This window comes from Georgenia sp. TF02-10 (assembly GCF_022759505.1).
Taxonomy (GTDB): Bacteria; Actinomycetota; Actinomycetes; order Actinomycetales; family Actinomycetaceae; genus TF02-10.
In genome coordinates this window covers 2,944,454-2,969,369 of record NZ_CP094289.1, presented here as the reverse complement: position 1 = coordinate 2,969,369, position 24,916 = coordinate 2,944,454, and the positions used below count along the sequence as shown (strand labels likewise).

The 24,916-nt window shown below is 74.7% G+C and carries 21 protein-coding genes and 1 tRNA gene; 10 read left to right on the top strand and 12 right to left on the bottom strand.

The window, feature by feature from the left end:
• Nucleotides 1-96: 96 nt before the first annotated feature.
• Complete coding sequence (locus MF406_RS18900; protein ID WP_305852956.1) at nt 97-1,221, bottom strand: hypothetical protein; 1,125 nt, start codon at nt 1,219-1,221, stop codon at nt 97-99.
• A 99-nt stretch (nt 1,222-1,320) separates the two neighbouring features.
• Here MF406_RS18900 and nudC point away from each other — a divergent pair, with 99 nt between their 5' ends.
• Nucleotides 1,321-2,271, top strand: a complete 951-nt coding sequence (gene nudC, locus MF406_RS13370) for an NAD(+) diphosphatase (protein ID WP_242894635.1) — start codon at nt 1,321-1,323, stop codon at nt 2,269-2,271.
• 38 nt (nt 2,272-2,309) lie between these two features.
• On the opposite strand, the gene MF406_RS13365 is transcribed toward nudC, so the two are convergent.
• On the bottom strand, nt 2,310-2,582 hold the full coding sequence (locus MF406_RS13365) for a mycoredoxin (protein WP_242894633.1): 273 nt from the start codon (nt 2,580-2,582) through the stop codon (nt 2,310-2,312).
• 260 nt (nt 2,583-2,842) lie between these two features.
• Here MF406_RS13365 and MF406_RS13360 point away from each other — a divergent pair, with 260 nt between their 5' ends.
• Both MF406_RS13360 and MF406_RS13355 read left to right on the top strand, forming a co-directional pair.
• On the top strand, nt 2,843-4,870 hold the full coding sequence (locus MF406_RS13360) for an ATP-dependent helicase (RefSeq protein ID WP_242894632.1): 2,028 nt from the start codon (nt 2,843-2,845) through the stop codon (nt 4,868-4,870).
• Nucleotides 4,871-5,306: 436 nt separating this feature from the next.
• A complete protein-coding gene (locus MF406_RS13355; RefSeq protein WP_371744499.1) occupies nt 5,307-5,696 on the top strand; it encodes a WhiB family transcriptional regulator in 390 nt (129 codons plus the stop codon).
• Between the two features lie 98 nt (nt 5,697-5,794).
• Here MF406_RS13355 and MF406_RS13350 read toward each other — a convergent pair whose 3' ends face one another.
• The 6 genes from MF406_RS13350 to MF406_RS13325 all read right to left on the bottom strand — a co-directional run bounded on the left by MF406_RS13350 (nt 5,795) and on the right by MF406_RS13325 (nt 14,500).
• Nucleotides 5,795-6,949: a ThiF family adenylyltransferase gene (locus MF406_RS13350; protein WP_242894630.1), complete on the bottom strand. Its 1,155-nt coding sequence runs from the start codon at nt 6,947-6,949 to the stop codon at nt 5,795-5,797.
• A 195-nt stretch (nt 6,950-7,144) separates the two neighbouring features.
• Entirely contained in the window at nt 7,145-8,740 is a 1,596-nt protein-coding gene (locus tag MF406_RS13345) for a zinc-dependent metalloprotease (RefSeq protein ID WP_242894628.1), read from the bottom strand.
• 110 nt (nt 8,741-8,850) lie between these two features.
• Entirely contained in the window at nt 8,851-11,790 is a 2,940-nt protein-coding gene (locus MF406_RS18755; RefSeq protein WP_256463894.1) for an HNH endonuclease signature motif containing protein, read from the bottom strand.
• A gap of 564 nt (nt 11,791-12,354) precedes the next feature.
• Nucleotides 12,355-12,672 (bottom strand): hypothetical protein, encoded by a 318-nt coding sequence (locus MF406_RS13335; RefSeq protein ID WP_242894626.1) that lies wholly within the window; start codon nt 12,670-12,672, stop codon nt 12,355-12,357.
• 332 nt (nt 12,673-13,004) lie between these two features.
• On the bottom strand, nt 13,005-14,171 hold the full coding sequence (locus tag MF406_RS13330; RefSeq protein ID WP_242894624.1) for a hypothetical protein: 1,167 nt from the start codon (nt 14,169-14,171) through the stop codon (nt 13,005-13,007).
• Nucleotides 14,171-14,500, bottom strand: coding sequence for a PadR family transcriptional regulator (locus MF406_RS13325; protein WP_242894622.1), 330 nt, complete (start codon nt 14,498-14,500; stop codon nt 14,171-14,173). The genes MF406_RS13330 and MF406_RS13325 overlap by 1 nt, the downstream gene beginning before the upstream one ends.
• A 310-nt stretch (nt 14,501-14,810) precedes the next feature.
• Between MF406_RS13325 and MF406_RS13320 the strand changes: the two genes are divergently transcribed.
• The gene (locus MF406_RS13320; RefSeq protein WP_242894620.1) at nt 14,811-16,031 is read left to right on the top strand and encodes a PDZ domain-containing protein; all 1,221 of its coding nucleotides are present in this window, start codon (nt 14,811-14,813) and stop codon (nt 16,029-16,031) included.
• 36 nt (nt 16,032-16,067) lie between these two features.
• On the opposite strand, the gene MF406_RS13315 is transcribed toward MF406_RS13320, so the two are convergent.
• Nucleotides 16,068-16,625: a PPA1309 family protein gene (locus tag MF406_RS13315; protein ID WP_242894618.1), complete on the bottom strand. Its 558-nt coding sequence runs from the start codon at nt 16,623-16,625 to the stop codon at nt 16,068-16,070.
• A 382-nt stretch (nt 16,626-17,007) separates the two neighbouring features.
• Here MF406_RS13315 and MF406_RS13310 point away from each other — a divergent pair, with 382 nt between their 5' ends.
• The 4 genes from MF406_RS13310 to MF406_RS13295 all read left to right on the top strand — a co-directional run bounded on the left by MF406_RS13310 (nt 17,008) and on the right by MF406_RS13295 (nt 21,056).
• Nucleotides 17,008-20,115, top strand: a complete 3,108-nt coding sequence (locus MF406_RS13310) for a UPF0182 family protein (RefSeq protein ID WP_242894616.1) — start codon at nt 17,008-17,010, stop codon at nt 20,113-20,115.
• Nucleotides 20,116-20,257: 142 nt separating this feature from the next.
• Nucleotides 20,258-20,334, top strand: a tRNA-Met gene (locus MF406_RS13305).
• A gap of 144 nt (nt 20,335-20,478) precedes the next feature.
• Complete coding sequence (locus MF406_RS13300; protein WP_242894614.1) at nt 20,479-20,682, top strand: CopG family transcriptional regulator; 204 nt, start codon at nt 20,479-20,481, stop codon at nt 20,680-20,682.
• Entirely contained in the window at nt 20,679-21,056 is a 378-nt protein-coding gene (locus MF406_RS13295) for a type II toxin-antitoxin system death-on-curing family toxin (protein WP_242894613.1), read from the top strand. The genes MF406_RS13300 and MF406_RS13295 overlap by 4 nt, the downstream gene beginning before the upstream one ends.
• Nucleotides 21,057-21,081: 25 nt before the next feature.
• Here the strand turns inward: MF406_RS13295 and MF406_RS13290 are convergent, their stop codons facing one another.
• Nucleotides 21,082-21,570, bottom strand: a complete 489-nt coding sequence (locus MF406_RS13290) for a dihydrofolate reductase (protein ID WP_371744498.1) — start codon at nt 21,568-21,570, stop codon at nt 21,082-21,084.
• A 9-nt stretch (nt 21,571-21,579) separates the two neighbouring features.
• Entirely contained in the window at nt 21,580-22,404 is an 825-nt protein-coding gene (locus tag MF406_RS13285) for a thymidylate synthase (RefSeq protein WP_242894610.1), read from the bottom strand.
• Between the two features lie 231 nt (nt 22,405-22,635).
• Here MF406_RS13285 and MF406_RS13280 point away from each other — a divergent pair, with 231 nt between their 5' ends.
• Complete coding sequence (locus MF406_RS13280; RefSeq protein ID WP_242894608.1) at nt 22,636-23,016, top strand: hypothetical protein; 381 nt, start codon at nt 22,636-22,638, stop codon at nt 23,014-23,016.
• 292 nt (nt 23,017-23,308) lie between these two features.
• Here the strand turns inward: MF406_RS13280 and MF406_RS13275 are convergent, their stop codons facing one another.
• A complete protein-coding gene (locus tag MF406_RS13275; RefSeq protein WP_242894606.1) occupies nt 23,309-23,731 on the bottom strand; it encodes an Hsp20/alpha crystallin family protein in 423 nt (140 codons plus the stop codon).
• 681 nt (nt 23,732-24,412) lie between these two features.
• On the opposite strand from MF406_RS13275, the gene MF406_RS13270 reads away from it, so the two are divergent.
• The gene (locus tag MF406_RS13270) at nt 24,413-24,901 is read left to right on the top strand and encodes a flavodoxin domain-containing protein (protein WP_242894604.1); all 489 of its coding nucleotides are present in this window, start codon (nt 24,413-24,415) and stop codon (nt 24,899-24,901) included.
• Nucleotides 24,902-24,916 lie beyond the last annotated feature (15 nt).

Below are 24,916 nucleotides of genomic sequence, written 5' to 3'. Positions count from 1 at the left end.
CAACGACCGACGCGCCGCACATACCGCCTGGCCGGTCGCCGGCCCGGTCCGCCGGTGGCGAGCCTGACGGGCCACCGCCGGCCGCGGCGTGCGGGGTCAGCCCGCCGAGCCGGCCGAACCCGCCGAGCCGGGCGAACCCGTTGAGCCCGGCGAACCCGGCGCACCCGCAGAGCTCGCCGGCCCAGCCTGCGCCGCTTGCCCGGCTGGCGACACCTGCCCCGCCGCCGCGGCGTCCCGTCCCTGCGGGGCGGAGGCGCTACCGTCGCGCGCCGCGGGCGGCTGCTCGGTGGCCGGCGGCTGGGTTGGCGCCGGCGCCGGCGTCGGGGCCGGGGTGGGCGCCCGGCCGGGCTCCTCGGTGGCCGGCTCGTCGGGCTCCGGCGTGGCGCCGCCGTCGCCGTCCGTGGGGGTGGGCGTCGGCGTGGGCGTCTGGTCCTCGTCCGACGGGGCGGTGGGCTCGGTGCTCGGGCCGGTGGGCGTCGGACCGGTCGTGCCCGGGCCGGGGGTGGGCTCCTCGGTGCCGGGGTCGGTCTCGGTGTCGCCGGGGCTGGTGCTGGAGCTGTTGCCGAAGAGCGAGGTGCCGGACCCGTCCTGGTTGCGGACGACGTCGGTGAGCGGCTTGCCGGCCGTCAGCTCCACAACCGTGATCGCGGCCAGCATCGCGACGAAGACGGCGACGACGACGGTGGCGATCTTGCGGTAGCCGTACCGGTCCACGACGGCGCGCCAGGCCGCGCGCCACCGGCCGACGCCCGCGCCGCGGTCACCCGCAGCGGCGGTGGTGCCGGTGGCGGCCTCCTCCGCGGTGGCGCCCGGGGCGCGGTGGGTCTCGGTGCCGCGCTGGTCGGCCTCGTCCTGGCCGGCCGGGGTGGCACCGGTCCGGACGGTCGTCGTCGTGCCGGTCGGGACGGCCGTCGTCGTGCCGGTCCGGGCGCGCGCCCGCTGGACCGGGACGGCCGCGGCCACCCGGTTGGCGGTCCGGCGGATGGAGGCGGTGTAGAGGTAGTTCGCGAGGACGGTGATGACGCTCGACAGCGCCGCGCCGATGATGGTCCCCGCCACGCCGAGGGTGGAGAGCAGCGCCGTCGCGCTCACCGCCGCCAGCGCGCTCGCCGCCACCTGGACCGCCGAGGGGCGTTCCGGCGGGGGAGCGCCGCCCGTCGCGGACGTGCTGCCCGGCCGCCCCTGCCCGCCGGTGCCCCGGTCCTGACTCTCGCCGCTCACGTGGTCCCAGTCTACTGACGCTCGCCCGCGCGTCCCCGGCCCGGACCCGCGGGTCGGCGTCGGGCTGCTCACACCGCCGCGCCGGCCTACCGTGACCGGGTGGAGAACCTCCCGCTCGCCCGCGCCACGGTCGACCCGGACGCCGTCGCCCGCACCCGGCCGGGCCTGGTCACCGATCTCGCGGCGGACCCCGGCACCCGCGTCGTGCTCGTGCGCCAGGGCCGGGTCGCGACCAAGGACGGCGCGCTGGACCTGCGGGCGCCGGCGGACGTCACCGGGGCGACCTGGGACCCGGAGCGGCTGGCCTACCTCGGGCGGGACGAGTCGGGGCGCTACCTCGCCCTGACCCTGCCGGAGACGCTCGGCGAGGAGCGGGACCTCGACGGCGTCCCGGTGCAGGAGGACGCCGCGCTGGTGAGCCTGGTGGAGGGCCTGGAATTTTCCCACCTGCGCGACGTCGGCGACGTGCTGCCCGACCGCGACGCCGGGCTGGCCACCACCGCGGTCTCCCTCGCCGCCTGGCACGCGCGCCACCCGCGCTGCCCGCGCTGCGGGGAGGTCACCGAGGTCATCGACGCCGGCTGGGTGCGCCGCTGCACCGCCGACCGCTCCCTGCACTACCCGCGCACCGACCCCGCGGTGATCATGGCGGTGACCGACGCGGAGGACCGGATCCTGCTCGGGCACGCCGCGCACTGGCCCGACCGCCGGTTCTCCACCCTCGCCGGCTACGTCGAGCCGGGGGAGTCGGTGGAGACGGCAGTGCGCCGGGAGGTCGCCGAGGAGGTCGGCATCGCCGTCGGCCAGGTGGAGTTCGTGGCGTCCCAGCCCTGGCCCTTCCCCGCCTCCCTGATGCTCGGCTTCCGCGCCCGGGTGGCCGACGGCGCCGCCGCCGAGGTGCGGGTGGACGGGGTGGAGATCAGCGCGGCGCGGTTCTTCACCCGCGCCGCGCTCGGCGAGGCGGTGCAGGAGCGCGAGGTGCTGCTGCCGACGCGCTCCTCCATCGCCCTCGCCCTCATCGAGGACTGGTTCGGCGGGTCGCTGCGCTGACCCTCAGGCCTGCCGCGCCACGCCCAGGGCCGGGCCGCTCAGGCCTGCTGCGCCACGCCCAGGCGCTCGACGACCTCGGCCAGCGAGGGGTTGGTCGCGGCGGAACCGTCCGGGAAGACGACCGTCGGGACCGTCTGGTTGCCCCCGTTCACCGACTCCACGTAGGCCGCGGCGTCCGGGTGCTCCTCGATGTTGACCTCGTGGTAGGGGATGCCCCGCTGGTCCAGCTGGGTCTTCAGCCGGCGGCAGTAGCCGCACCACGTCGTCGAGTACATCGTGATGGTGCCGGCCTCGGGTACCTGCGTCGTCATGTCCTGCTCCCTCCTCGTCGGCCGCCAAGGCGCGCCGGACAGAGATCGATGGTCGCCCGGTCAAACGCCAGGGCACGTCCGGAACTTCCCGGTGGTGGCCGTCACCATTGCCGACGGCGCCGCGCACCTGTGCCGACGGCGCCGCCCGCCTTTCCCGACGGCGCCGCCCACCCCGGCCTCGCCCACCGGCAGCCGTCGGCGCCAGCAACCCCACCGACGACGTTCCGTCCATGTCGGCGACGACTGCGAGACTGGGAGCGATGAGTACCGACGAGCTCCTTGCCGCGCTGGACGAGGACCAGCGCGCCGTGGCCGAGCGCCTCACCGGCCCGCTGTGCGTGCTGGCCGGGGCCGGCACCGGCAAGACCCGGGCGATCACCTACCGCATCGCCCACGGCGTGCGCGCCGGGGTGTACAACCCCCAGACCGTGCTCGCCGTCACCTTCACCGCCCGCGCCGCCGGGGAGATGCGCTCCCGGCTCCGGGACCTTGGCGTCGGCGGGGTGCAGGCCCGCACCTTCCACGCCGCGGCGCTGCGCCAGCTCTCCTACTTCTGGCCCGGCGCCGTCGGCGGCTCGCTGCCCCGGATCGCCGAGCACAAGGCGTCCCTCGTCGCCGAGGCCGCCAGCCGGCTGGGCCTGGGCGCCGACCGCGTCGCGGTCCGTGACCTCGCCGGCGAGGTGGAGTGGGCCAAGGTCTCCCTGGTCACGGCCGAGGACTATCCCGCCCGCGCCGCCGGCACCGGCCGGGACGCCGTCGCCGGGCACGACCACGCCACCGTGGCCCGGCTGCTGTCGGTCTACGAGGACGTCAAAAACGAGCGGGGCGTGATCGACTTCGAGGACGTCCTGCTCCTCCTCGTCGGGATCCTCCTGGAGCGGGAGGAGGTCGCGGCGCAGGTCCGCGCGCAGTACCGGCACTTCGTGGTGGACGAGTACCAGGACGTATCCCCCCTGCAGCAGCGCCTGCTCGACCTGTGGCTGGGCGGCCGCAAGGAGATCTGCGTCGTCGGGGACGTCTCGCAGACCATCTACTCCTTCACCGGCGCCTCCCCCCGCTTCCTCACCGACTTCCCCCGCCGCTACCCCGGCGCGCAGGTCGTGCGCCTGGTCCGGGACTACCGCTCCACGCCCCAGGTGGTCGACGTGGCCAACCGGGTCCTGGCCCGCGCCGGCCGGCACCGGGACAGCGCCGCCGTCGAGCTCCTCGCCCAGCGGCCCACCTCGGTCCCGGTGCGGTTCACCACCTACGACGACGACGTCGCCGAGGCCCGCGGCGTCGCCGCCCGGATCGGCGAGCTCACCGCCCGCGGGGTGCCGCTGAGCGAGATCGCCATCCTGTACCGCACCAACGGCCAGGCGGAGGCGTTCGAGCAGGCGCTCGCCGACGCCGGGATCGGCTACCTGGTGCGCGGCGGGGAGCGGTTCTTCGCCCGCCGGGAGGTCCGCGAGGCGCTCGTCCTGCTCCGCGGGGCGGTGCGCGCCAGCGCCGGGCAGCCGCTGGGGGAGGCGGTGCGGGACGTGCTCGCCTCGGTGGGCTGGGCCGCGCAGCCGCCCGCCGGGCGGGGGGCCGCCCGGGAGCGGTGGGAGTCCCTGGACTCCCTGGTCCACCTCGCTGACGACCTCCAGGCAAGCCGTGGGGCGGACATGGCCGGCCTGGTCGCCGAGCTCGACGAGCGGGTGGCCGCCCAGCACGCCCCCACCGTCGCCGGCGTCACGCTCGCCTCCCTCCACGCCGCCAAGGGCCTGGAGTGGGATGCCGTCTTCCTCACCGGCGTCAGCGAGGGCCTGCTGCCCATCTCCCTCGCCGAGGGCGCGGACGCGGTGGCCGAGGAGCGGCGCCTGCTCTACGTGGGCATCACCCGCGCCCGCGAGCACCTCGAGCTCTCCTTCGCCCGGGCCCGGACCGTCGGCGGGCGGGCCTCGCGCACCCGCTCGCGGTTCCTCGACGGGATCTGGCCCGACGACGCCGCCCGCCCGGCTGGCGGCCGCCGGGCGGCGGCCCGCGCCCGGACCGCCGAGTTCGCCGCCGAGCACCCCGCCGACGCCGCCCTCTTCGACCGGCTGCGGGAGTGGCGCGGGGAGGTCGCCCGGGCGATCAGCAAGCCGGCGTACACCGTGCTGCACGACACCACCCTGCAGGCGATCGCCACCGCCAAGCCCAAGGACCTGCGCCAGCTCGCCGTGCTGCGCGGGATCGGCAGCACCAAGCTCGAGACGTACGGCCCGCAGGTCCTGGCGCTCGTGCGCGGGGAGGACGTCGACGTCGCGGAGTGGCTCGCGCGCTGACGGCCGGCGCCGCGCTGGACGGGCGCGCGCGGACCGCCGGCGCCGCGCGGAGCGGCTCGCGCGCTGACCCTCGGCCCCCGAAAAACTCGCCGGATAAATCAGTTGTCCGCCGCGCGAGCCCGGGTCTAGGCTCTCCGATGTTCCGTCCGCCCCGAATCCTGCCTAGCCAGCGACCAAGGATTCCGGCCACCGAGAGGAGGTGCCGAGCAGTGATCAGCGCCATCGCCCAGCCGGGTCGCCCGTACAGCATCGCGCCCAACCACGGCTCCTTCGTGGGTGGCGCGCGCCCTCGTACCACCCTCGGCGCCCCCCCGGGGTCCCCGGACCGGATCTAGCACTGCTGCACCGGCCGCGGACCCCCCAAGGTCCGCGGCCGTCGTCGTACCCGACGGCTCGCGGACCAGCGAAACCGGACGAAACGACCCCAGGAGCAGCTGTGCAGCTCACCGCCCTTCTCGACCAGATCAGCCAGGGATCCTCGACCTCCTGGCCGGTGGCACCGGCCCCTGCCACCGTGACCGCCCGCCGCACGAGCGACCTCGCGGCGGAGTCGGGATGGGGCGTCCTGTCCACCCCCGGCGGGGCGGTCGCCACGCCCTGCCAGCTGGCGGAGGACTCCGACCTGTGGTTCGCCGAGCGCACCGACGACGTCGAGCAGGCCAAGGCCCTGTGCCGGACCTGCCCGGTCCGCGAGGCCTGCCTCGCCGGCGCCGTCGAGCGCGCCGAGCCGTGGGGGGTCTGGGGCGGCGAGGTGTTCGTCGACGGTGTCGTGGTGGCCCGCAAGCGCGGCCGCGGCCGGCCCCGCAAGGACACCAGCGCCGCCTGACCGGCCCGGCCGGTCGGCTGACCGACCGGCAGGTCGGTCGGTCCGCACGTCGTGGCCGGCCGGTCGGCACGCTGGTCGGCCAGGACGCACGCCGGTGGTCAGCCGTCCTTCGGGGCGGCGGCCACCGGCGTCGCCGTGCCCGCGCCCGCACCGGACCCGCCCGTCGTTCTCGCGCCGGCGCCGGTGGCCTCGTTGCCAGCGGTGCGGCCGCCGTCGGACGACTTCCGGGCGGGCGCCGCGCCGCCGCCCGGGCGGTCCGGGACCGGCAGGCCGCCGCAGCCGCACTCGGGGTGGACGCTCCACCGCCGCAGCACCGGCAGCGGGTCCAGCGCGTCGACCTCCAGGGTCGCCGAGACGAGCGCCGTCGCCCGCCCGTCGACGGCCGCGAGCACCTGGTGCGCCGCGAGCGCGGCGCCGAGGTGGGCCACCGCGGCGTCGGTGCCCGGCGCCGGCTGCACCCGCAGCTGGGTGGCCAGCGCGGGCCAGGCGGGGTCGGCGTCGGTGCGGTGCAGGTCCAGGCAGCGGCTGCACGGACCGACCCCGGGGGTCACCAGCGGGCCGATGCTGACGTCCACCTCGCGCACCACCACCGGCAGGTGCACGACGTCCTCCTGCGCCAGCGGGCGCAGCCGGACCGGGTCGGCCACGCCGTGGAAGACGGCGACGGCGACGTCGACCCGGGTGCCCGGCCGGGCCGTCGTGGCCACGTGCGGGAAGGCCGAGGACAGCTGCTCGCGGGCGCGCCGCTGCCGCGGCACGCCGAGGTCGCGGGGGTGGTACGGGCCCAGGTCCGCCGGCAAGACGCTCGCCTCGTCGGTCAGCAGCAGCGTGCCCACCCCGGCGGTGGCGAGGAAGGTCGCCAGCGTCATCCCCAGCCGGTCCAGGCCGAGGACGGCGACCGTGGCGGCCCGGCGGCGGGCGACGATCGCGTCACCGGCGGCGTCCGGCCGGAGCCGGGCCCAGTAGGCCTCCTCGGGCGTCAGCTCCTCCCGCACCCGCGGCGCGGCGCGGTCCAGCACGCCCGATCGGCCGAGCAGGTCGAGCAGCTCGTGGGCCCGCGGGGTGCTGACGCCTGCCGCCCGGGCCACGCGGAGCACGTCGGTCTCGCTGCGGTCGGCGTGGAGGCGGTCGACGAAGCGGTGCTCGGCCTCGGTCAGGCCCTCCAGGACGACGGCGCAGCGCGGGTCCACCCCGATCTGGCACTCCCCGGGGCGGCGCCAGAGCACCGCGAGTCCCGGCCGCAGTCGCATCATCGGCCCCGTCCCCGCCGGCGCTCGCCGGCGTCAGCAGGCACCGTGCCACGGGGGAGGGCGCCCCGTGCCCGCCATCCACAGGAGGGCTGGCGGACGGGCGGGGGTGTGGGCGGGCAGTCTCCGGCGCCCCGTCAATGAGGCGATATCGGGCCAGGGAGGTGGTGGTCAGGGGCCGGGTTGGCGAGGCGGTGCCGGTCAGCGAGAGGGGGCGGGGTCGCCGTCGTCGCCGCCGGTGGGCCCCTCCTCGTCCGGAGGGTCCTGCAAGGCGTCGGGGCCGGCGTCGTCGCCGCCGTCCCCGGCAGAGGGCTCCTCGGCCGCGCGCTCCTGACGTGCGTCCGCGTCCGCCTCGTCCGGGTTCTGCTCCCCGGCCGCGCGTCCCTCCTGCGCGTCGGCGTCGTCGTCCGCCTCCGGCAGCGTGCCGGCCAGCAGGGCCGCCAGGGCGTCGTCGACGTCCTGCTCCGCGGCCCGCGCGGCCTGCCGCGTGGCCACGAAGGCGCGCGGGTCGTCGAGCTCCTCGGGCGTGGGCATGAGGTCCGGGTGGGACCACAGCGCGTCCCGCTCGGCGATCCCGCGGTCGGCCCCCAGGCTCGCCCACAGCGTCGCCGCCTCCCGGAGCCGGCGGGGCCGCAGCTCCAGGCCGACGAGCCCGGCGAAGGTCTGCTCGGCCGGGCCGTCCGTCGCCCGCCGTCGGCGCAGCATCTCCCGCAGCGCGACGGCGTGGGGCAGGTGGGGGGCGACCGCCTGCGCGGTGACCTCCTCCACCCAGCCCTCCACCACGGCCAGCGCGGTCTCCAGCCGGAGCAGCGCGGCCTGCTGGGCCGGGCTGTGCTCGAGGGCGAAGACCCCGCCGGAGATGGCCTCGCGGAGCTGCTCGGGGTTGGTGGGGTCGATGCCGCGGACCGCCTCCTCCATCGCGTCGGTGTCAATGGTGATCTCCCGCGCGTAGGCCTCGACGATCCCGAGCAGGTGCGCCCGCAGCCAGGGCACCTGAGCGAAGAGCCGGGTGTGCGCGACCTCCCGGACGGCGAGGAAGTGCCGGACCTCGTCCGCCGGCGCGTCCAGCCCCTCGGTGAACTCGGCCACGTTGGCCGGCACCAGGGCGGCGAGCGGCTCCTCCACCAGCGGCAGGCCCGTGTCGGTGGAACCGAAGGCCTCCCGGGCCAGGGTCCCGACCGCCTGCCCGAGCTGCATCCCGAACACTGCCCCGCCGAGCTGGCGCAGCATCCCCTGCGCCGCGCCCATCTGCTCGGCCATGGCCCGGATCTCGGGCGGCATGTGCTCGGCCTGCGCGGTGACGGTGTCCACCAGCGCCTGCGCCACTGAGGCGGCGACGGGCTCGCTCAGCCGCTTCCAGGTCGGCAGGGTGCGCTCGACCCACTCGCCCCGGCTCCAGGCGTGCGCGCCGCCGCCGGCCGGTCCCAGCTCGGTGGCGGCGTCCAGCCACAGGTCGGCGACCTGCAGCGCCGAGCGCACCTGCTCCGCCTGGGCGGCGGTAACGGCCGGGTCGCCGCCGGCGAAGGCGGTCTGCCGGGCGAGGGACTGGGCCAGGTCCCAGTTGACCGGCCCGCCCCCGCCTGCGGCGAGCAGCTGCTGCATCTGGGTGATCATGAGCATGAGCTGGTTACGGTCGGCGGGCAGGCCGGCGGCGGCAGACATCGCCTCCGGGTCCAGCCCGGACGCGCGCATCGCCCGGATCGCCTCCTCGGCCGCCTGCGGCCCCAGCATCGAGCGCAGCAGCTCCTCCCAGCGGGAGGGCTCGTCGCCCGGGGGACGGGCAGGGTCTTGGCTCATGTCGGCTCCTCGCGGTCGTGGGGCACCACGGTAACCACGCCGGCGCTCGCGGACCGTCTCCGGTCGCGCGTGGGCGGGCTCGGTTCGCTGTCGGCGCACCAAGGCCCACGTCAGAACGGCGGGTCGCCGTAGTCGTCGTCGCCGTGGGTGCCGGCGGTGCCGAAAGTGCCGATCGTGCTGGCGCGTGCTCGTCCTCGCCAGGTGTTCAGGGGGGTGGTGGTGCCGTCGAGGTTGCGGCGGTAGGCGTGCCCGGTGGGGGTGAGCCACTCGAACACGCCGGGGGTGGGCTGGGTGGTCTTGAACGTGCCGGCGCTCTTCAGGGCGTGGTCGGTGGTGCACTGGGCGCCGAGGCTGGCGGCGGCGGTCCTCCCGCCCTGGGAGAACGGGCGGGTGTGGTCGATCTGGCAGCGTTCGGCGGGGGTGGTGCAGCCGGGGCGGACGCAGGTGCGGTCGCGGGTGCGGACGTGCTCGGCGAGGTCGGCGGGGGGCCGGTAGCGGGTGCGGCCGACGTCCAGGACGGTGCCGGAGAGGGGGTCGATGATCAGGCGGCGCCAGGTCCCGCCGGCGGCCAGGGCGCGGGCGACGTCGGGGCTGATGGGGCCGTAGCCGGCGAGCTCGGCCACCTCCCCCGGGTCGGGGTCCAGGTCCAGGTCCCGCCCGGCGGCGGGCACGGCACCGCCGGTGACGGGGCCGTTACCCGTTGCGGCTGCGGCCGCCTTGTCACCGTCAGTCGCAGTGCCGGCAGTGCCGGCAGTGCCGGCGGTGCCGGCAGTGCCGGCGGTGCCGGCGGTGGCGTCGGTGTCGTCGTCCCCGCCGGCGGTGGTGCCGACGCTCCCGGCGGTGACGCTGGCGGGGTCGTCGCATCCGCCGTTCGTGCCGGTGGGGGTCTCGTCGTGCGGGGGGAGGGCGACGGACAGGGGGATGGTCACGCGGATCTGGGTGCGGTTGCTGCCGGGGTCGCCCAGCGGCATGCCCGAGCGCCAGGACAGCAGCAGGTGCAGGTCGGGGACATCCCCGGTGCCCGGGCACTCCACCCAGGCGCCCGTCCCGCGTCCCTCGGGGCCCTGCCGTCCGCTGCTGGGTGCCGTTTCGGGCGGTGAGCCCGGCGGTGCCGGCGGCTCCTGGGTGCGGGGCGGCGGGTCAGGACGTGACAGAGCAGGGTCAGGCGTTGAGCCAGGCGGACCAGACTCGGGCGGTGAGCCCGGCGGGCCAGGGTCAGGCGGTGCACCCGCCATGGGCGCTGCACGGTCCTCGACGCCGGGTTCGGCTCCCCGGCCGGGCGGGCCCACGCGCGCGTCCTCATCGCTTGCACGCATCTCAACGTCGTCGCCCGCGCCCGCACCGTCGTCGGTTGTGTCGATTGCGTCAGTTGCGTTCGCCTCGTCGCCCACGTCGTGGCCGCTGTCGTGGTCAGCGCCAGCGGACGCGGCATCGTCGCCGGCGTCGCCTGCGGGGCTGTCGCCTGGGTGGTTGAGGTGTGGGGGTTGGGTTCCGGGTGGGGGGCCGGCCCAGCCGGTGATCAGGGCGCCGTGGGCGAGGACGGCCAGGGCGTCGGCGCGGAGCTGGTCCCGGGTGCGGTCATCCCCGTGGGCCTTCGCGGTGGTGGTCATGGCCTCCAGGGCGAGGTCGACCCGGACGGCGTCCTCGGCGGGGAGCACCGCGTAGAGCGAGGCCATCCCGTCCGCCAACGGCTGCGGGTGCGTCACTTTCCGGCCGGCGCGGGCCCGGTGGTGGCGCTCGGTGGCCGCGGCGGGGTCGACCTTGACCAGGGCCGCGGCCAGGTCCTTGACGAGCTGGGCATGCGTCCTGGTGGGGGCGGTGGGCAGCACCTCGGCCTCGGCCAGGACCGCGACCGGGAGGGCGTGCTCGGCCAGGGTGGTGATGATCGTGGCGGCCTTGCGGTAGTCGATCGCCCCGGACCGCAGCGCCTGGGCGGTGTCGGTGAACGCCCCCCGCATGCCCCGCCCGGTGCGGATCAGCCGGTTCGCCTCCGTCACCGAGATGCCCAGGCGCATGGCGATCTCCTGGGCGGAGCCGTCCAGCACCGTCCCGCCCGGACCCTTCACCACCCTCGCGTCGTAGATGTCCCGGCACCGGGTGGCGACCACGTCGGCGAGCTCGGCGGACCTCGCGGCGGCCCAGCTCTCCACCCGGCGTATCGCGGCCAGGGCCTCCACCGCCGCGAACCCATCCAGCTCGGCAAGGTTCACCCCGGACAGCAGGGCGGCGAGCTCGGGCCCGGCCGGGCACCTGGCCAGGGAGTCCGTGTCCACCCCGATGGTGGTGAGCAGGCAGCCGTCCCCGGCCGCCCCGGCCGCCTCCCATGGGCTGTACGGCGCCTCGGTCACCGGCGCCGGGCCGGGCTCGTCGGGGACGACCACGTCGGTCTCGCCGCGGGCCACCGCCAGGAACAGCTCGACCCCCGCCGCCACCTGCTCACCCGACAGCACCACCGTGCGCTCGGCGTCGGCCAGCGGCTCGCGGGGGGCCATCGCCGCCGCCACCCGGAAGAACTCCTGGACCGGCGGGGTGATCTCCTCCCCGCGGGCCCGGGTCGCCGCCTCCGCCGCCCGGGCCAGCCGGGCGGCGGTCTCCTCCACCTCACCCGGGGCGAGGGCGACGTCGCCGGTGATCTCCGAGGTCCGGGCCACCCCGGCCGCCACCGCGGCCTCGGCGAGGACCTGGTAGGCCACCAGCCACACCCGCACCCGGACCCGGGCGTCAGGGTCGTCCTCGGCCGGGTCGCCGCCGTCGTCGAGGGCGTCCTCGTCCCACAGCTCCCCCGCGGCCGCCGCCCGCACCGCTGCGACTCGGTCCTGGGCGGCCATCACCGCGGCGAAGTGGCGCATGTGCCGGCACGGCTCGTTCGACTCGAAGTCCTCGGCGCAGCAGAACCCCCGCGCCTGGGCCGCCTCGTCTGCCGGGGACCACACCAACCACCCGTCCGGGCCCGGACCGTCCCACCCAACGTCGGACGGACCGGCAGCACCGCCCGGGCGACCAGCGGCAGCGCCGGCCGCAGGTCGCTTGTCCCGCTCACCCTCGAACATGTGTCCAGAGTAGGTGGGGCGTCCGACATCGAACCCCGGCCCGTCCTCACCCTTGGGGAGCCGGGCAGAAGGACGGCCGGAGCGACCGGCGGCACCACCGGCTGCCGGCTCGTCCCGCTCCGCGTCGAACATGTGTCCAGAGTAAGTGGGCCCACCCACATCGGACCCGGCACGTCCCCGCTCTCCGGGGACCGGACCGCCGGAAGCGCCGTCGGCAGCATCGCCCGCCGGCTCCACGCGCTCCTCTTCAAACATGAATCGAACGTACGACCGACCACCAACATCGGGCTCCCGAGCCGCCCCACCCTGTGGAAGGGGAGAGCATCGGTGCCCCGCCGAGTGGGCTGGCAGCAGGGGCAGCAAGGAGGTGGTCCCATCACCCTGGCAAGTGACAGAGTCACCGATGGCTGCTAGCTGAGGCAGAGGTCCGCGGCAGTGCCCATCCCCCGGTGTTGCTGGCCGCTGGGCGGAAGCGCATGTCATCCGCGCGACAGCAGTGGCTCGACTCAACGCTTACGCACGGCAGCAACATCAGAGTCTGCGCGGTCATCAGCCGTGGCGAGGCTACATGTTCGTCCGCATGGTCTCGCCGATCTCGTCGTAGATGTCCTCGTCGATCAGACCGTCGTCCGCGGCGCGTTCTACCTCGCCCCAGGAGTGCGTACCGGACTGGTTGACGATCAGGGCGTCGTACCCGTCGCTGGTGGGTGACGGGTCGTACGGCCACCGAGTGAGCTCGTCCACGACCTGCTCGCGCGTGAGCTCCCGGACCGCGAAGCGTTCGGCGATCTCGTACGGCGACGCCCCGGTGAACCCCTCGGGCAAGGCGGGCGCCGCCCGGGCGCGCTGCACGCTCGGTTCAGGCCGGGTTGTCGGACTCATTCGCTATCACTTCCACAACTGAGGTTATATCGATGGTTCATCTGCGTGCGAGACTCGCCCCGCCCTTGCGCCCGGGCTCGATCCGGTGTCAGGAGGCTCCGGGACGACGCAGCAACTGGGCCTGCAGCCGACCGAGCACGCCGGAAACTGCGCAGCTGTCCGTTCCCGGCGCGGGTGAGGGGCCCGCGGGGCGTTCGACCCACAGTGGCCGGGCTCTGTCGCCATTCTGTGGCGGTTCGGGTTCGGACGTCCGCCGACGGGGCTCGCTGCTGGGGGCAGATCCCGGCTACGGTGACCGTTCCTCCGGCTCGGATGTGGCCATCTTGCCGACGTCACGGGCTTGGTTCGCCGCTCGGGCTTGTGGTCGGCGCGTCACCTGGGGTTTCGGTGGCTGCGTCTTCCGGGTTGGCGGTGTCGTTGCCCCCGTCCAACGCGAACCCTGGTACGGGGAACAGCGATCCGGCGGGCCACTGCGGGTCCTCGGCGAGATCGAGGTCGGGGCTCGGCTCGCCGTCGTCGGACCAGACGGTGCGGTCAGCGTCGATCATCCGGTACGGGTAGACGTTGAGCGGAACGTCGCCGCTGACCACGCCGGCGGGCACGTCGGTCTCCGTGGTGAGGTAATCGTCCAGCATCCCTGCGTCCCAGGCGCCACCGAACGTCGGGTCCGTGAGGACGAATGGGCGCCCGTCCTGGTCGACGATCTGCGCGCCGTCGATCGGTTCACCGTCGGGGCCGAAGACGAACAGGTTGGTCGGCCCCGCCACCGCCGCTTCACGCGGGTCCTCATAGCCGGGCACGCCGGCGGATGCAGAGGCGTCGGCGTAGCCCTGCTCGTACGACGACCGGTCGAGCGCGTGCTGCATGCCCGTTGGCACGGCCAAGATCAGGAACGGCAGGGCGACGGCGGTGACCAGGCTCGTCAGGCGACCGACGCCGTGCCAGAACCGGCCTTGACCGAGGCGGCCGCGGCCCCACTGCGTGCTCAGCACCACGAGGACGGCGAGCACGACCCAGTCCACGAACCGGTTCGGCACACCGACCGGCCGGCTGCCGACGATCCCCTGCAGGGCGCAGAGCACGACCCACGCGCGCGCCACCCACCACACAGGCCGCAGTGCGCCGAGGACGTCGAGGGTGGCAGCGAGCCACCGGTGGTTCGCTGCGATCTCCAGGACGTCGGCCCGCCACCCCGCGGCGGCGTCGCGCACGCGTCGGCGCCAGCGGGGCGCGGCTGCAGGCAGGTCGACGCCCGCCGCCTGCCGCAGCTCGTCAGCGTAGGCCTCGGCAGGCCCGAACCGGGTCGTCATGTCGTGGATATCGAGCGCGGGGAGGTCGAGCGCCGGGTCCTGTGCCGCCTCGTCGGCGAGGGCGTCCGCGAGGTCCGCCTCAAGCCCTCCGGTGAGCTCATCGAGCGTCTCCGGATCGAGTGCGCGCAGGTGGTCGCGGACCGCGCCTGCGTACTTGGCGACGGCGTCCGGTCGGGCGATGGTGGACATCAGGAGGCCTCCGGCACGTCGAGAAGGTCGGTCATCGTCGTGGCGAACTCCCGCCACTGTTTCGACTGGTGAGCGAGCGTGGTACGGCCCTGGGGCGTCACGCCGTAGTACTTGCGGTGCGGTCCGGTCTCCGACGGCACGACATAGCTCGTGAGCGCGCCGGCGGCGTACAACCGGCGCAGCGTCCCGTAGACCGAGGCGTCCCCCACCTCGGCGAGCCCGGCGGCGCGCAGCCGCCGGACCACGTCGTACCCGTAGGAGTCCTCGCGCTCGACGACGGCGAGCACCGCCAGGTCGAGCATTCCCTTGAGGAGCTGCGTGGTGTCCATCCACCTCTGCCTTCGTCGTGCCGGGCGCCGGGTGGGAGCGGACCCTCCCCGCTCCCACCCGGCTGACGAGCGTCGTCGGCTCAACTGCTTCGCGACGTCGCCTGCCAAGCACACTAGCGCGTTATGCGTTGTACCGCGCGGATCGCAGTATCGCTGGGCGTGTCGGCTTGGAAGTGACTCGGGTCGCGCCCGGCCCGGTCGACTATGGATCTGCAGCGAAGGCGTCCTGGTTGGTGTCCGGGCCCGCCGGTGTCCGGGCCCGCGCCACTCGAGTCCGGACCCGCCCCGGGCGCTGCGGCATGATGGCCCGGTGCGGCAGCAGCGCGTTCCCGCGGCCGGGCGGGAGGACCCCGACCGTCGGGCGGCCGACCCCGCGGCCGTCGCCGGGCCGGCCGCCCCCGGCCCGGCCGCCGTCGGGCGCGACGCCGCCGCAGCGCCCGGGACCGACCGCGAACCGGTGGTCTCCCGCCGCTCGGTGACGCTCGTCGTCGCCGGCGCCGTGCTGGCCCTGCTGGGCCTCGTCGCGGCGGTGGTGCCGCTGCCGTACGCCGTCGAGGGGCCCGGTCCCACCGTCGACACCCTCGGCGAGCACGACGGCGACCCGCTCATCCACGTCGACGGCGCCGAGACCTACCCGACCGCCGGCGACCTGCTGCTCACCACCGTCACGGTCAGCGGCGGCCCGGGCTACCCGGTGACCGCCGTCGACGTGCTCGCCGGGTGGCTGTCCGCGCAGGAGGTCGTGCTGCCGGTGGAGTCGGTCTTCCCCGACGGGCGCACTCGCAAGGCGCTGGACGCCGAGTCCACCGCGGAGATGACCTCCTCCCAGACCAACGCCACCGTGGCCGCGCTCGCCGAGGTCGGCCACGAGGTGCCCATGGTGCTCACCGTGGACCAGGTCCTCGACGGCTCCGGCGCCGACGGCGTGGTCCGGCCGGGCGACGTCGTCACCTCGATCCAGGCCGCCGGGGAGGAGCGGCGGGAGGTCACCACCTTCGCCGACCTGACCGCGGTGCTCGCCACCACCCCGGCCGGCACCGAGGTGGCGCTGGGCGTGCAGCGGGACGGCGCTGCGCAGGTCCTCGACCTCACGACGACGGCCGACCCGGCCCGGGACCGCGGCAGCGTGCTGGGCGTCGTCCTGATGCCCGACGTCGAGCTGCCCGTCCAGGTCGAGCTCGACATCGAGGACATCGGCGGGCCGAGCGCGGGCCTGATGTTCGCCCTCGGCATCGTCGACGTCCTCACCCCCGGGCCGCTGACCGGCGGCGCCAGCGTGGCCGGCACCGGCACGATCGGGCTGGACGGGGAGGTCGGCGCGATCGGCGGGATCCGGCAGAAGCTCCTCGGCGCCGCGCGGGACGGCGCGCGGTGGTTCCTCGCCCCGGAGGCGAACTGCGCGGAGGTGGCCGGGCACGTCCCGGCCGGGCTGGACGTCGTCGCGGTCGACACCCTGGCCGAGGCGCACGCGGCCGTGGCTGCCATCGCGGCCGGCGACGGCGACCGCCTGCCCGGCTGCCCCGCGTCCTGACCCGGCTCGGTCCAGCCGGTCACCGGACCGGGCCGGTTACCGGAAGGTGGCGCGGAGCGCCTCGACCAGGCCCGGGACCGCGTCCGGGGCGCCGGCGACGGCGTCGTCGCTGTCGTTGCTCCGCGTCCGCAGCGCGCACCACGACTCGCCGCTGCGCAGCACGCCGGCGGCCATCCGCACGTCCTGCCGGCTGGGGTGGTCGAGCAGCTGCTGCAGCGCGGCCGCGGGGTCGTTGGGCAGGCCCGCCTCGGCCTCCGGCGGCACGACCATCCGCTCGACGACGATCGCGGCGCCGTCGACCTGCTCCGGCCAGGCGAGCTGGCTGAGCAGCTCCTCGAGGGTCTCGGCGGCCGGGAGCCCGTCCTGCTCGATGCTGGTGAGGTGCTCGGGGTCCTCCCGGGCGGCCTCGACGGCCTCGGGCGGGAGCTCCTGGGCGAGGGCGGGGGAGTCGGCCAGCGCCCGGGCGGTGCGCACCAGGGCGAAGACGTACACCGGCCCGTCCCAGCCCTGGGCGGCGGCGTACCGCTCGAGGTCGACCACCGCCTGGCGCAGGCCGAGGAGGCGCGGGGTGGGAGCGGGCGTCGCTTCGGTCATCGCCCCATCATCACCCGCGCCGGCCGCAGTCAGCGCGCACGCCCGGCGCTCCCGGCCATCCAGGCCTGGTCGTTCCCACCCGGGCGGCTCACCAAGGCACCCGCCCGGGCGCGGTCGTCCCAGCCGATGGCTACGCCACCCCCTCCGGCCGGGCGCGGTCGTCCCCACCCGACCGGCCGCCGTCGTCCGGCGGGGCGCCGTCGTCCGGCGGGTCGCCACCCACCCGGCCGGGCGCCGTCGGCGGGCACCCGCCACCCCTCACCGGTATGGGAAACTAACCCTGAGGCCCAGGCGTTGATGACGGTGCCGCACCGTCCGCGGCGACGCCGATGCCGACCTGCCCCTGCCCGACCGCCGCGACCACTTCTGAGGTGTTGCACCCGTGAGCTCCGCATCCGTCCCCCGCCCGCCCGGGGGCGCCCGCCCTCCCGGGGGCATCCGACCGGCCCGCCGTCGCGGGGCGCTGATCCCGACGATCGTCGTCCTGGCCGTTCTCGCCGCCGTGGTCATGGGCCTGGCCCAGGTGTGGACCGAGGTGCAGTGGTTCCAGCAGGTCGGCTTCACCCAGGTCCTGGTGCGGGAGTGGACCTCCCGGGTGCTGCTCTTCGTGCTCGGCTTCGCGGTGATGGGCGGGGCGGTCTGGCTCAACCTCCACCTGGCCTACTCCCGCCGTCAGGTCTACCCGCCGACGACGCCCGAGGAGCGCAACCTCGACCGGTACCGGGAGAGCATCGAGCCGCTGCGCCGGGTGATCATGGTCGGCGCGCCCGTCGTCCTCGGCCTGTTCGCCGGCAGCTCCCTGTCCTCGCTGTGGCGCTCGGTCCTGACCTGGCTCAACCGCGAGCCGTTCGGGGAGGTGGACCCCGAGTTCGGGCACGACATCTCCTTCTTCGTCTTCACCCTGCCGGTCGTCCGCTCCCTCGTCTCCTTCCTCATGACGGTGGTCTTCATCTCCGCCGTCGCCGCCCTGGTCACGCACTACCTCTACGGCGGGATCTCCCTGGCCCCGCGCCAGCAGAAGGTCTCGCCGGCGGCCCGGGTCCACCTCGCCGTGCTCGCCGCCGTGTTCGTCCTGCTCATCGCGGCGAGCTACTGGCTGGACCGGTACTCCCTGCTGGTGAGCGAGAACGACCGCTTCGCCGGGGCGTCCTACACCGACGTCAACGCCAACCTGCCCGCCAAGGCGATCCTCGCCGCGATCGCGCTGGTCGTCGTCGTCCTCTTCGTCGTCGCCGCCTTCCGCGGGACGTGGCGGCTGCCCGTGGTCGGGATCGCCGTCATGGTCGTCTCCGCGATCGTCGTCGGCACCGCCTACCCGGCGGTGGTGCAGCGCTTCCAGGTGGAGCCGAACGCGCAGGAGGCGGAGAGCGAGTTCATCCAGCGCAACATCGACGCGACCCACGCCGCCTACGGTCTCGAGGGCCTGGAGACCGAGACCTACTCCGCGGCCACCGAGGCCGAGGCCGGCCAGCTGCGCGAGGACAGCCAGTCCACCGCGTCCATCCGGCTGCTCGACCCCAACATCGTCTCGCCCACCTTCAACCAGCTCCAGCAGAACCGGCAGTACTACGGGTTCCCGTCCACCCTCGCGGTGGACCGGTACGAGATCGACGGCGAGAGCCGGGACACCGTCATCGCCGTGCGCGAGCTGAACCAGCAGGGCCTGAGCGGGCAGCAGCGCACCTGGGTGAACGACCACACCGTCTACACCCACGGCTTCGGCGTGGTGGCCGCCTACGGCAACACCACCAGCGCGGACGGGCGGCCGGCCTTCTACCAGCAGGGCATCCCGAGCGTGGGCGAGCTGGGCGAGTACGAGCCGCGGGTCTACTTCGGCCAGCAGAGCCCGGCCTACTCCATCGTCGGCGCCCCCGAGGGCACCGACCCGTGGGAGCTCGACTACCCCGACGACGACGCCCCCAACGGCGCCGTGTACAACACCTACGAGGGCGACGGCGGCCCGTCGGTCGGGAACATCTTCAGCAAGCTGCTCTACGCGCTGAAGTTCGGCGACATGCAGATCCTCTTCTCCGACCGGGTGACCGAGGACTCCCAGATCCTCTTCGAGCGCGACCCGCACCGACGCGTGGCGCGGGTAGCCCCGTACCTGACGCTGGACCACCGGGCCTACCCGGCCGTCGTCGACATGGACGGCGACGCCGAGACGCCCAAGGACCTGGTCTGGATCGTCGACGGGTACACCACCACCAACGACTACCCGTACTCCGCGCGGCGGTCGCTGGAGGAGGCGACGACCGACTCCCTCACCCAGGACCAGGCGCTGCCCGCCGCCGCGGCCGGCGTCGCCCCCGAGCAGGTGAACTACATCCGCAACTCCGTCAAGGCGGTCGTCAACGCCTACGACGGGAAGGTGACCCTGTTCGAGTGGGACGAGGACGACCCAATCCTGAACACCTGGCAGAACATCTTCCCCGAGCACGTCCAGCCGATGAGCGAGATCTCCGGGGACCTGATGAGCCACCTGCGCTACCCGGAGGACCTGTTCAAGGTCCAGCGCCAGCTGCTCAGCGAGTACCACGTCACCGACGCCGGGGCGTTCTACGAGGGCTCGAACTTCTGGCACATCCCCACTGACCCGACGGTCGGCGGCGGCGTGCCCCAGCCGCCGTACTACCTGACCATGCAGATGCCCGACCAGGACCAGGCGCAGTTCTCGCTGACGTCCAGCTTCATCCCGGGCGGGCAGACCGAGCGGAACATCCTCACCGGGTTCCTCGCGGTGGACTCCGAGACCGGCGACACGCCCGGGGAGGTGCGCGAGGGCTACGGGCAGCTGCGGCTGCTCGAGCTGCCCTCGGACGTCACCGTCCCCGGCCCGGGCCAGGTGCAGAACAACTTCAACTCCAACCCCGCGGTCTCCAGCGAGCTGAACCTGCTCCGGCAGGGCAACTCCGACGTGCTGCTCGGCAACCTGCTGACGCTGCCCGTGGGCGGCGGGCTGCTCTACGTCCAGCCTGTGTACGTCCAGTCCGCGCAGGGCACCCAGTACCCGCTGCTGCGGCGGGTGCTGGTGTCCTTCGGGGAGGAGATCGGCTTCGCCGCCACCCTGGACGAGGCCCTGGACGAGGTCTTCGGCGGCGACTCCGGGGCCGAGGCCGGCGATGCCGGCGTCGAACCCACCGCACCGCCGGCCGAGGGGGAGGAGCCCGAGCCCGGCGGCACCACCGAGGTGCCCGCCGCCGCCCAGGAGCGGCTGACCCAGGCGCTCGCCGACGCACGGCAGGCCCTCGCCGACGGCAACGCGGCCCTGGCCGAGAGCGACTGGACCGCCTACGGCGAGGCCCAGGAGCGGCTCACCGCGGCGATCGAGGCCGCGATGGCCGCCGAGGACGAGATCGCCCAGGCCGGCGGGGAGGAGCCGGCGGCGGGGGAGGCCCCGGCCGACGGCGAGGCCCCGGCCGACGGCGCCACCGAGGCCCCCGCCGACGGGGCCACCGAAGCCCCGGCCGACGGCGGCGGCGAGGGCTGAGCCCTGGCACCGCCGGCTGGGCCGGGTGGCCACCTGACCGTGGCCGCCGGGCCTGGCCGGACGGGCGGGAGCCCTGTGAGAGAGGGCACCCCGGCCAGGGTTGCTGTCCTCGCTCGCGGCGACGTAGTGTGGTCTCTGTCGACGCGGGGTGGAGCAGTTCGGTAGCTCGCCGGGCTCATAACCCGGAGGTCGCAGGTTCAAATCCTGCCCCCGCTACCACTACGGCGGGATCGCAACGAGAGTTGCGGTCCCGCCGTTTTTTGCCGTGGCAGTGCGGCCCGGTGGCCCCCGCTGGTCGGAGCGCCACAACTCACCGCAGTAACCGCCCCGGCGAACTGGTACCGGATTAGTACCATGGTCTCTATGGCCATGAACCTTCGTCTCAGCACGGCTCAGCAGCATGCGCTGAACGAGCTCGCCGCAGCGCAGGGCGTGAGCAAGAACGAGGCTGCGGCCCGCGCCATCGAGGACGCATGGGCCCGGCAGGCACACCAGCGACGCGTGCGGGAGCTGGGCGAGGCTGCTATCGACCGCTACCGCGACCTCCTGGACCGCTTGGCTCAGTGACCACCTACCTCACGGTCGAGGACCTCCTCATCCTGTGCGACCAGCTCGGCCGGCTCCAGGTCCGGGACGTCGGCCTGCTCGATTCCGCGGCGCACCGGCCGGCAAGCGTCCTGTTCGGCGTCGAGGCCTATCCGGACCTCCACAGCAAGGCCGCTGTTCTCCTCGAGTCAATCGTCCGCAACCATCCGCTCGTCGACGGCAACAAGCGCCTCGGCTGGGTTGCAGCCGTCGTGTTCTACGGCCTCAACGGCATCGAGCTCGATGCACCCGAGGACCCTGCCTACGACCTCGTCATCGCGGTCGCCGACGGTCGTACCAACTATCGGTACGTGGCCGAGACGCTCGCCGAGTGGACCGAACCGGCGCAGCCGTGAGCGAGCCAGGCCCTGCCCTGCGCCGTCAGGCCCGGCGCCGCCAGGTCGTGAACCGGTAGCGCGTGCCGTCGGCGGCCGTGTGCCACCCCTCGGCCGGGTCGACGGCGGCCACCTCCCACCGGTCCGGGGGCAGCGCGGGGGCGTGGGTGTCGCCGTCGACGTCGAGGTCGACGTCCGTGACCACGAGCACGTCCGCCCGGTCGAGCGCCTGCTCGTACACCTGCGACCCGCCGATCACCCACACGTCCCCGGGGTCGGCCAGCGCGAGGGCGGCGTCGAGATCGGCCACGGTCTCCGCACCGGGTGCGGGGTAGCGCGGCTGCTGGGTCAGCACGAGGTTGCGCCGCCCGGGCAGCGGCCGGTAGCGCGGGTCCAGGGACTCCCACGTCCGTCGGCCCATGATCACCGTCGCGCCGGCGGTGGTGCGCCGGAAGTGGGCGAGGTCCTCAGGCAGGTGCCACGGCATCGCGCCGCCCGCGCCGATGACGCGGTGGTGGGCCTGGGCCCAGATCATCCCGAGCATCTATACCGCCACCGGCGCCGGGATGGCGGGGTGGTGCCGGTAGCCGAGGACCTCGACGTCGTCGAAGGTGTAGTCGAAGAGCGACGGCGCCGGGCGCAGCCGCAGGGTGGGGAAGGGAAAGGGCTCGCGGGCGAGCTGCTCGCGGACCTGCGCGAGGTGGTTGCTGTAGATGTGGCAGTCCCCGCCGGTCCAGACGAAGTCGCCCACCTCCAGGCCGACCTGCTGGGCGACCATGTGGGTGAGCAGGGCGTAGGAGGCGATGTTGAACGGCACGCCGAGGAAGAGGTCGGCGCTGCGCTGGTAGAGCTGGCAGGACAGCCGGCCGTCGGCCACGTAGAACTGGAAGAACGCGTGGCAGGGCATCAGCGCCATCTTGTCCAGGTCGGCCACGTTCCATGCCGAGACGAGCATCCGGCGCGAGTCCGGGTTCGTGCGCAGGGTGTCGAGCACCTGCTGGAGCTGGTCGACGTGCCGCCCGTCCGGGGTAGGCCACGACCGCCACTGGACGCCGTAGACCGGGCCCAGCTCGCCGTCGTCGTCCGCCCACTCGTTCCAGATCCGCACCCCGTGCTCCTGCAGCCAGCGGACGTTGGAGTCCCCGCGCAGGAACCACAGCAGCTCGTACACCACCGACTTCAGGTGCACCCGCTTGGTGGTGACCAGCGGGAAGCCGCGGGTCAGGTCGAACCGCATCTGGTGGCCGAAGACACTGCGGGTGCCGGTCCCGGTCCGGTCCGCCTTCTCGGTCCCGTGCTCCAGCACGTGGCGCAGCAGGTCCTCGTAGGCGGTGGAGGTGGTGGTGGGGGCGGCGGCCGGTGAGGTCACGGCCGCATCCTACGAGCCCGGGGTGCGCGGCGGTCGGCGCGGCGCGCTGGGACCGTGCGGACGGGCGGGGGAGTGAGGGCACTGGCCGGTCCGGCTGAGCATCCTGACATGCGCAGGGCAGGGGCACACAGGTCCCGGGTGGTCCCGACGTCCCGGAGCGGCAGAATCAACGTGGCACCTTTGTTGCATTTGCTGCTGTGGAGAGGCGGGTTCCGGCGTAGGGTGAGCGCTATGAGCACCAGCATCCGCACCAGGGCTCACGCTGCGGCGACGCAGGAGGACATCCACGATCTCGTGCGCGCGCTGAACGAGAACGTCGGGCCGACGATCGTGCAGACGATCGCGGGCGTGAAGGACCGGACGCTGCCGAGCAAGTGGGCGAAGCCGGACGGCCCGACGCCGCGGCCTGACGCCCAGCGTCGCCTGCGCCTGGGGTACCGGGTGTGGTGGACCATCAGCAGCGCGCAGGGCCCGAGCGTCGCGCTCGCCTGGCTGGTCGGGGCCAACCCGCTGCTCGGCGAGGACCTCCCGCTGCAGTACGTCGTCGACGAGAAGGCCGCCGAGGTGCTCGGCGCCGCGGTTGCGTTCGTCGAGGATATCCACGCAGGGTGAACCGGGGTGCAGCCGAGCAGGCCACGACGTGTGACCTGACGGGTCTGCACATCATTCCGGTGTCGGTGGGTGCGGCGGCCGGCCGGTGCTGCCGGTGGCGCGTCCGACGGCGGGAGGCGGCCTCGGCGCGGAACGCGCTCTCGACGGCGGGTCGTCGCTGACGACGAAGCCCGGGTGCACCGCTGCTGCGGTGCACCCGGGCTGGGGTAGTGCTGGCCGGGCGTCGTCACCGGCGGCCTCGGGCGACCGGGTGCGTCAGCCTCCGCCGACCGGGCGCGTCAGCCCCGGCTGGTCACTGCTCGATGGTGCTCTGCGCCTGGGTGTGCGCGACCTCGATCTTCCGCGGCTTGGCCTCCTCGGCGACCGGGATGGTCAGGGTGAGCACGCCGTCGGCGTAGGCGGCCCTGATCTGGTCGGTGGCCAGGCCGTTGCCCAGGGTCATCTGGCGCGCGAAGGTGCCGGTCGGCCGCTCGTGGGAGAGCCACTGGGCGTTCTCGTCGACCTCGGCGCGACGCTCCGCCCGCACGGTCAGGGTGCGGTCGTCCACGTCGATGTCAATCGAGGAGGGGTCGACGCCGGGCAGGTCGATCTTGGCGACGAACTCCTCGCCGCTGCGGTACAGGTCCAGCGGCATCCCGGGCGTGGACGGCACCTGGCGCAGGGCCCCGGTCAGCCAGCGGTCCATCTCGCGGAAGGGGTCGTAACGGGTAGGCATGAGATCCACCTCCATGGTGCTCTCCGGCCCGGACCGTCCGGGTCGGCGGGCCGGCCCGAGCGGGCGGCTCGTCCGGCTGCTGACTTCAGTTCTAGCACTCGGCCCTGGTGAGTGCTAACGCTGAGCGCGCTGATCGCTGCTGGCGAAAAGTTGAGCCGAGGTGGCTCAAGGTGGGCCGGCGAGGCCGCGCAGGGTGGCGGTGTCCAGCCGCCTTTGGCCTGGTCCAGGCGTCGGGCTGGGTGGTGCTCCCCGGGCACTGGCTCATGGACTGCCGGGCGGTCGGCCGGCCGCGTGACCGACGGCCCTCCCGCCAGGGCCCGCTGCGGCGGGGTGGCGGGAGGGCCGTCGGTGCTGTCCGTGGCCGTTCTGCTCAGCGGCGGACCGGCCGGGGCGGGTTGAACGCCCAGAGGGTGTAGTCGTCGACCCGGCGGAGCAGGCCGCGGAACGCGCCTCGGTTGATCCGGACGGAAGTGGGCAGAAGCATCGGCAGTCCTCCAGGAGCTGGTCGGTGGGTGCATGACGCCGCCGGGGGGCGTCACCCGGCGCAACGGAGCGTCTCCCCGAGGCATGCCCCGGGTCGCGGTGAACCCGCTCACGCTTCCCGGCCCGACGTCCCAGGCGCGGACCCCGTCCGACCGGCATGCTGGGGGAGAGCAGCGGAGCCGGCCCGGGAGGTCAACGATGAACGTCCTTGTCAGCGCCGCCAGCAGGCACGGTGCCACCGCCGAGATCGCCGAGGCCATCGGCCGCACGCTCGCCGAGGCCGGGCACGCCGTCGACGTCCGCCCGCCGGCCGACGTGACGGACTTGGCCGGCGTGGACGCCGTCGTCCTGGGCAGCGCCGTCTACGCGGGCAGCTGGCTCGCTCCCGCCCGCGAGCTCGTGGACCGCCTCGGCGCCGAGCTCGCCACCCGGCCCGTCTGGCTCTTCTCCTCCGGCCCGCTGGGCGACCCGCCGATGCCCGCCGAGGAGATCGACGTCTCCGCCCTCGTCCGGGCCACCGGCGCCCGCGACCACCGGGTCTTCCCCGGCGCCCTGGACAAGCACAAGCTGCCCTTCGCCGAGCGAGCCATCGTGCGGGGCCTGCGGGCACCGATGGGCGACTTCCGGGACTTCGCCGCCGTCGCCGAGTGGGCCCGCGGCATCGCCGCCGAGCTCGGGACGGGCTGAGCCGGCTCGCCCACC

What these genes read in the sequence shown, in the direction of transcription:
- MF406_RS13325 (WP_242894622.1), bottom strand. Translation starts at nt 14,500, where the DNA reads ATGGACACCACGCAGCTCCTCAAGGGAATGCTCGACCTGGCGGTGCTC.
- MF406_RS13270 (WP_242894604.1), top strand. Translation starts at nt 24,413, where the DNA reads ATGAACGTCCTTGTCAGCGCCGCCAGCAGGCACGGTGCCACCGCCGAG.
- MF406_RS13275 (WP_242894606.1), bottom strand. Translation starts at nt 23,731, where the DNA reads ATGCCTACCCGTTACGACCCCTTCCGCGAGATGGACCGCTGGCTGACC.
- MF406_RS13350 (WP_242894630.1), bottom strand. Translation starts at nt 6,949, where the DNA reads ATGATGCGACTGCGGCCGGGACTCGCGGTGCTCTGGCGCCGCCCCGGG.
- MF406_RS13280 (WP_242894608.1), top strand. Translation starts at nt 22,636, where the DNA reads ATGAGCACCAGCATCCGCACCAGGGCTCACGCTGCGGCGACGCAGGAG.
- MF406_RS13315 (WP_242894618.1), bottom strand. Translation starts at nt 16,625, where the DNA reads ATGACCGAAGCGACGCCCGCTCCCACCCCGCGCCTCCTCGGCCTGCGC.
- MF406_RS13365 (WP_242894633.1), bottom strand. Translation starts at nt 2,582, where the DNA reads ATGACGACGCAGGTACCCGAGGCCGGCACCATCACGATGTACTCGACG.
- MF406_RS13330 (WP_242894624.1), bottom strand. Translation starts at nt 14,171, where the DNA reads ATGTCCACCATCGCCCGACCGGACGCCGTCGCCAAGTACGCAGGCGCG.
- MF406_RS13360 (WP_242894632.1), top strand. Translation starts at nt 2,843, where the DNA reads ATGAGTACCGACGAGCTCCTTGCCGCGCTGGACGAGGACCAGCGCGCC.
- MF406_RS13300 (WP_242894614.1), top strand. Translation starts at nt 20,479, where the DNA reads ATGGCCATGAACCTTCGTCTCAGCACGGCTCAGCAGCATGCGCTGAAC.
- MF406_RS18755 (WP_256463894.1), bottom strand. Translation starts at nt 11,790, where the DNA reads ATGTTCGAGGGTGAGCGGGACAAGCGACCTGCGGCCGGCGCTGCCGCT.
- MF406_RS13290 (WP_371744498.1), bottom strand. Translation starts at nt 21,570, where the DNA reads ATGATCTGGGCCCAGGCCCACCACCGCGTCATCGGCGCGGGCGGCGCG.
- MF406_RS13335 (WP_242894626.1), bottom strand. Translation starts at nt 12,672, where the DNA reads ATGAGTCCGACAACCCGGCCTGAACCGAGCGTGCAGCGCGCCCGGGCG.
- MF406_RS13345 (WP_242894628.1), bottom strand. Translation starts at nt 8,740, where the DNA reads ATGAGCCAAGACCCTGCCCGTCCCCCGGGCGACGAGCCCTCCCGCTGG.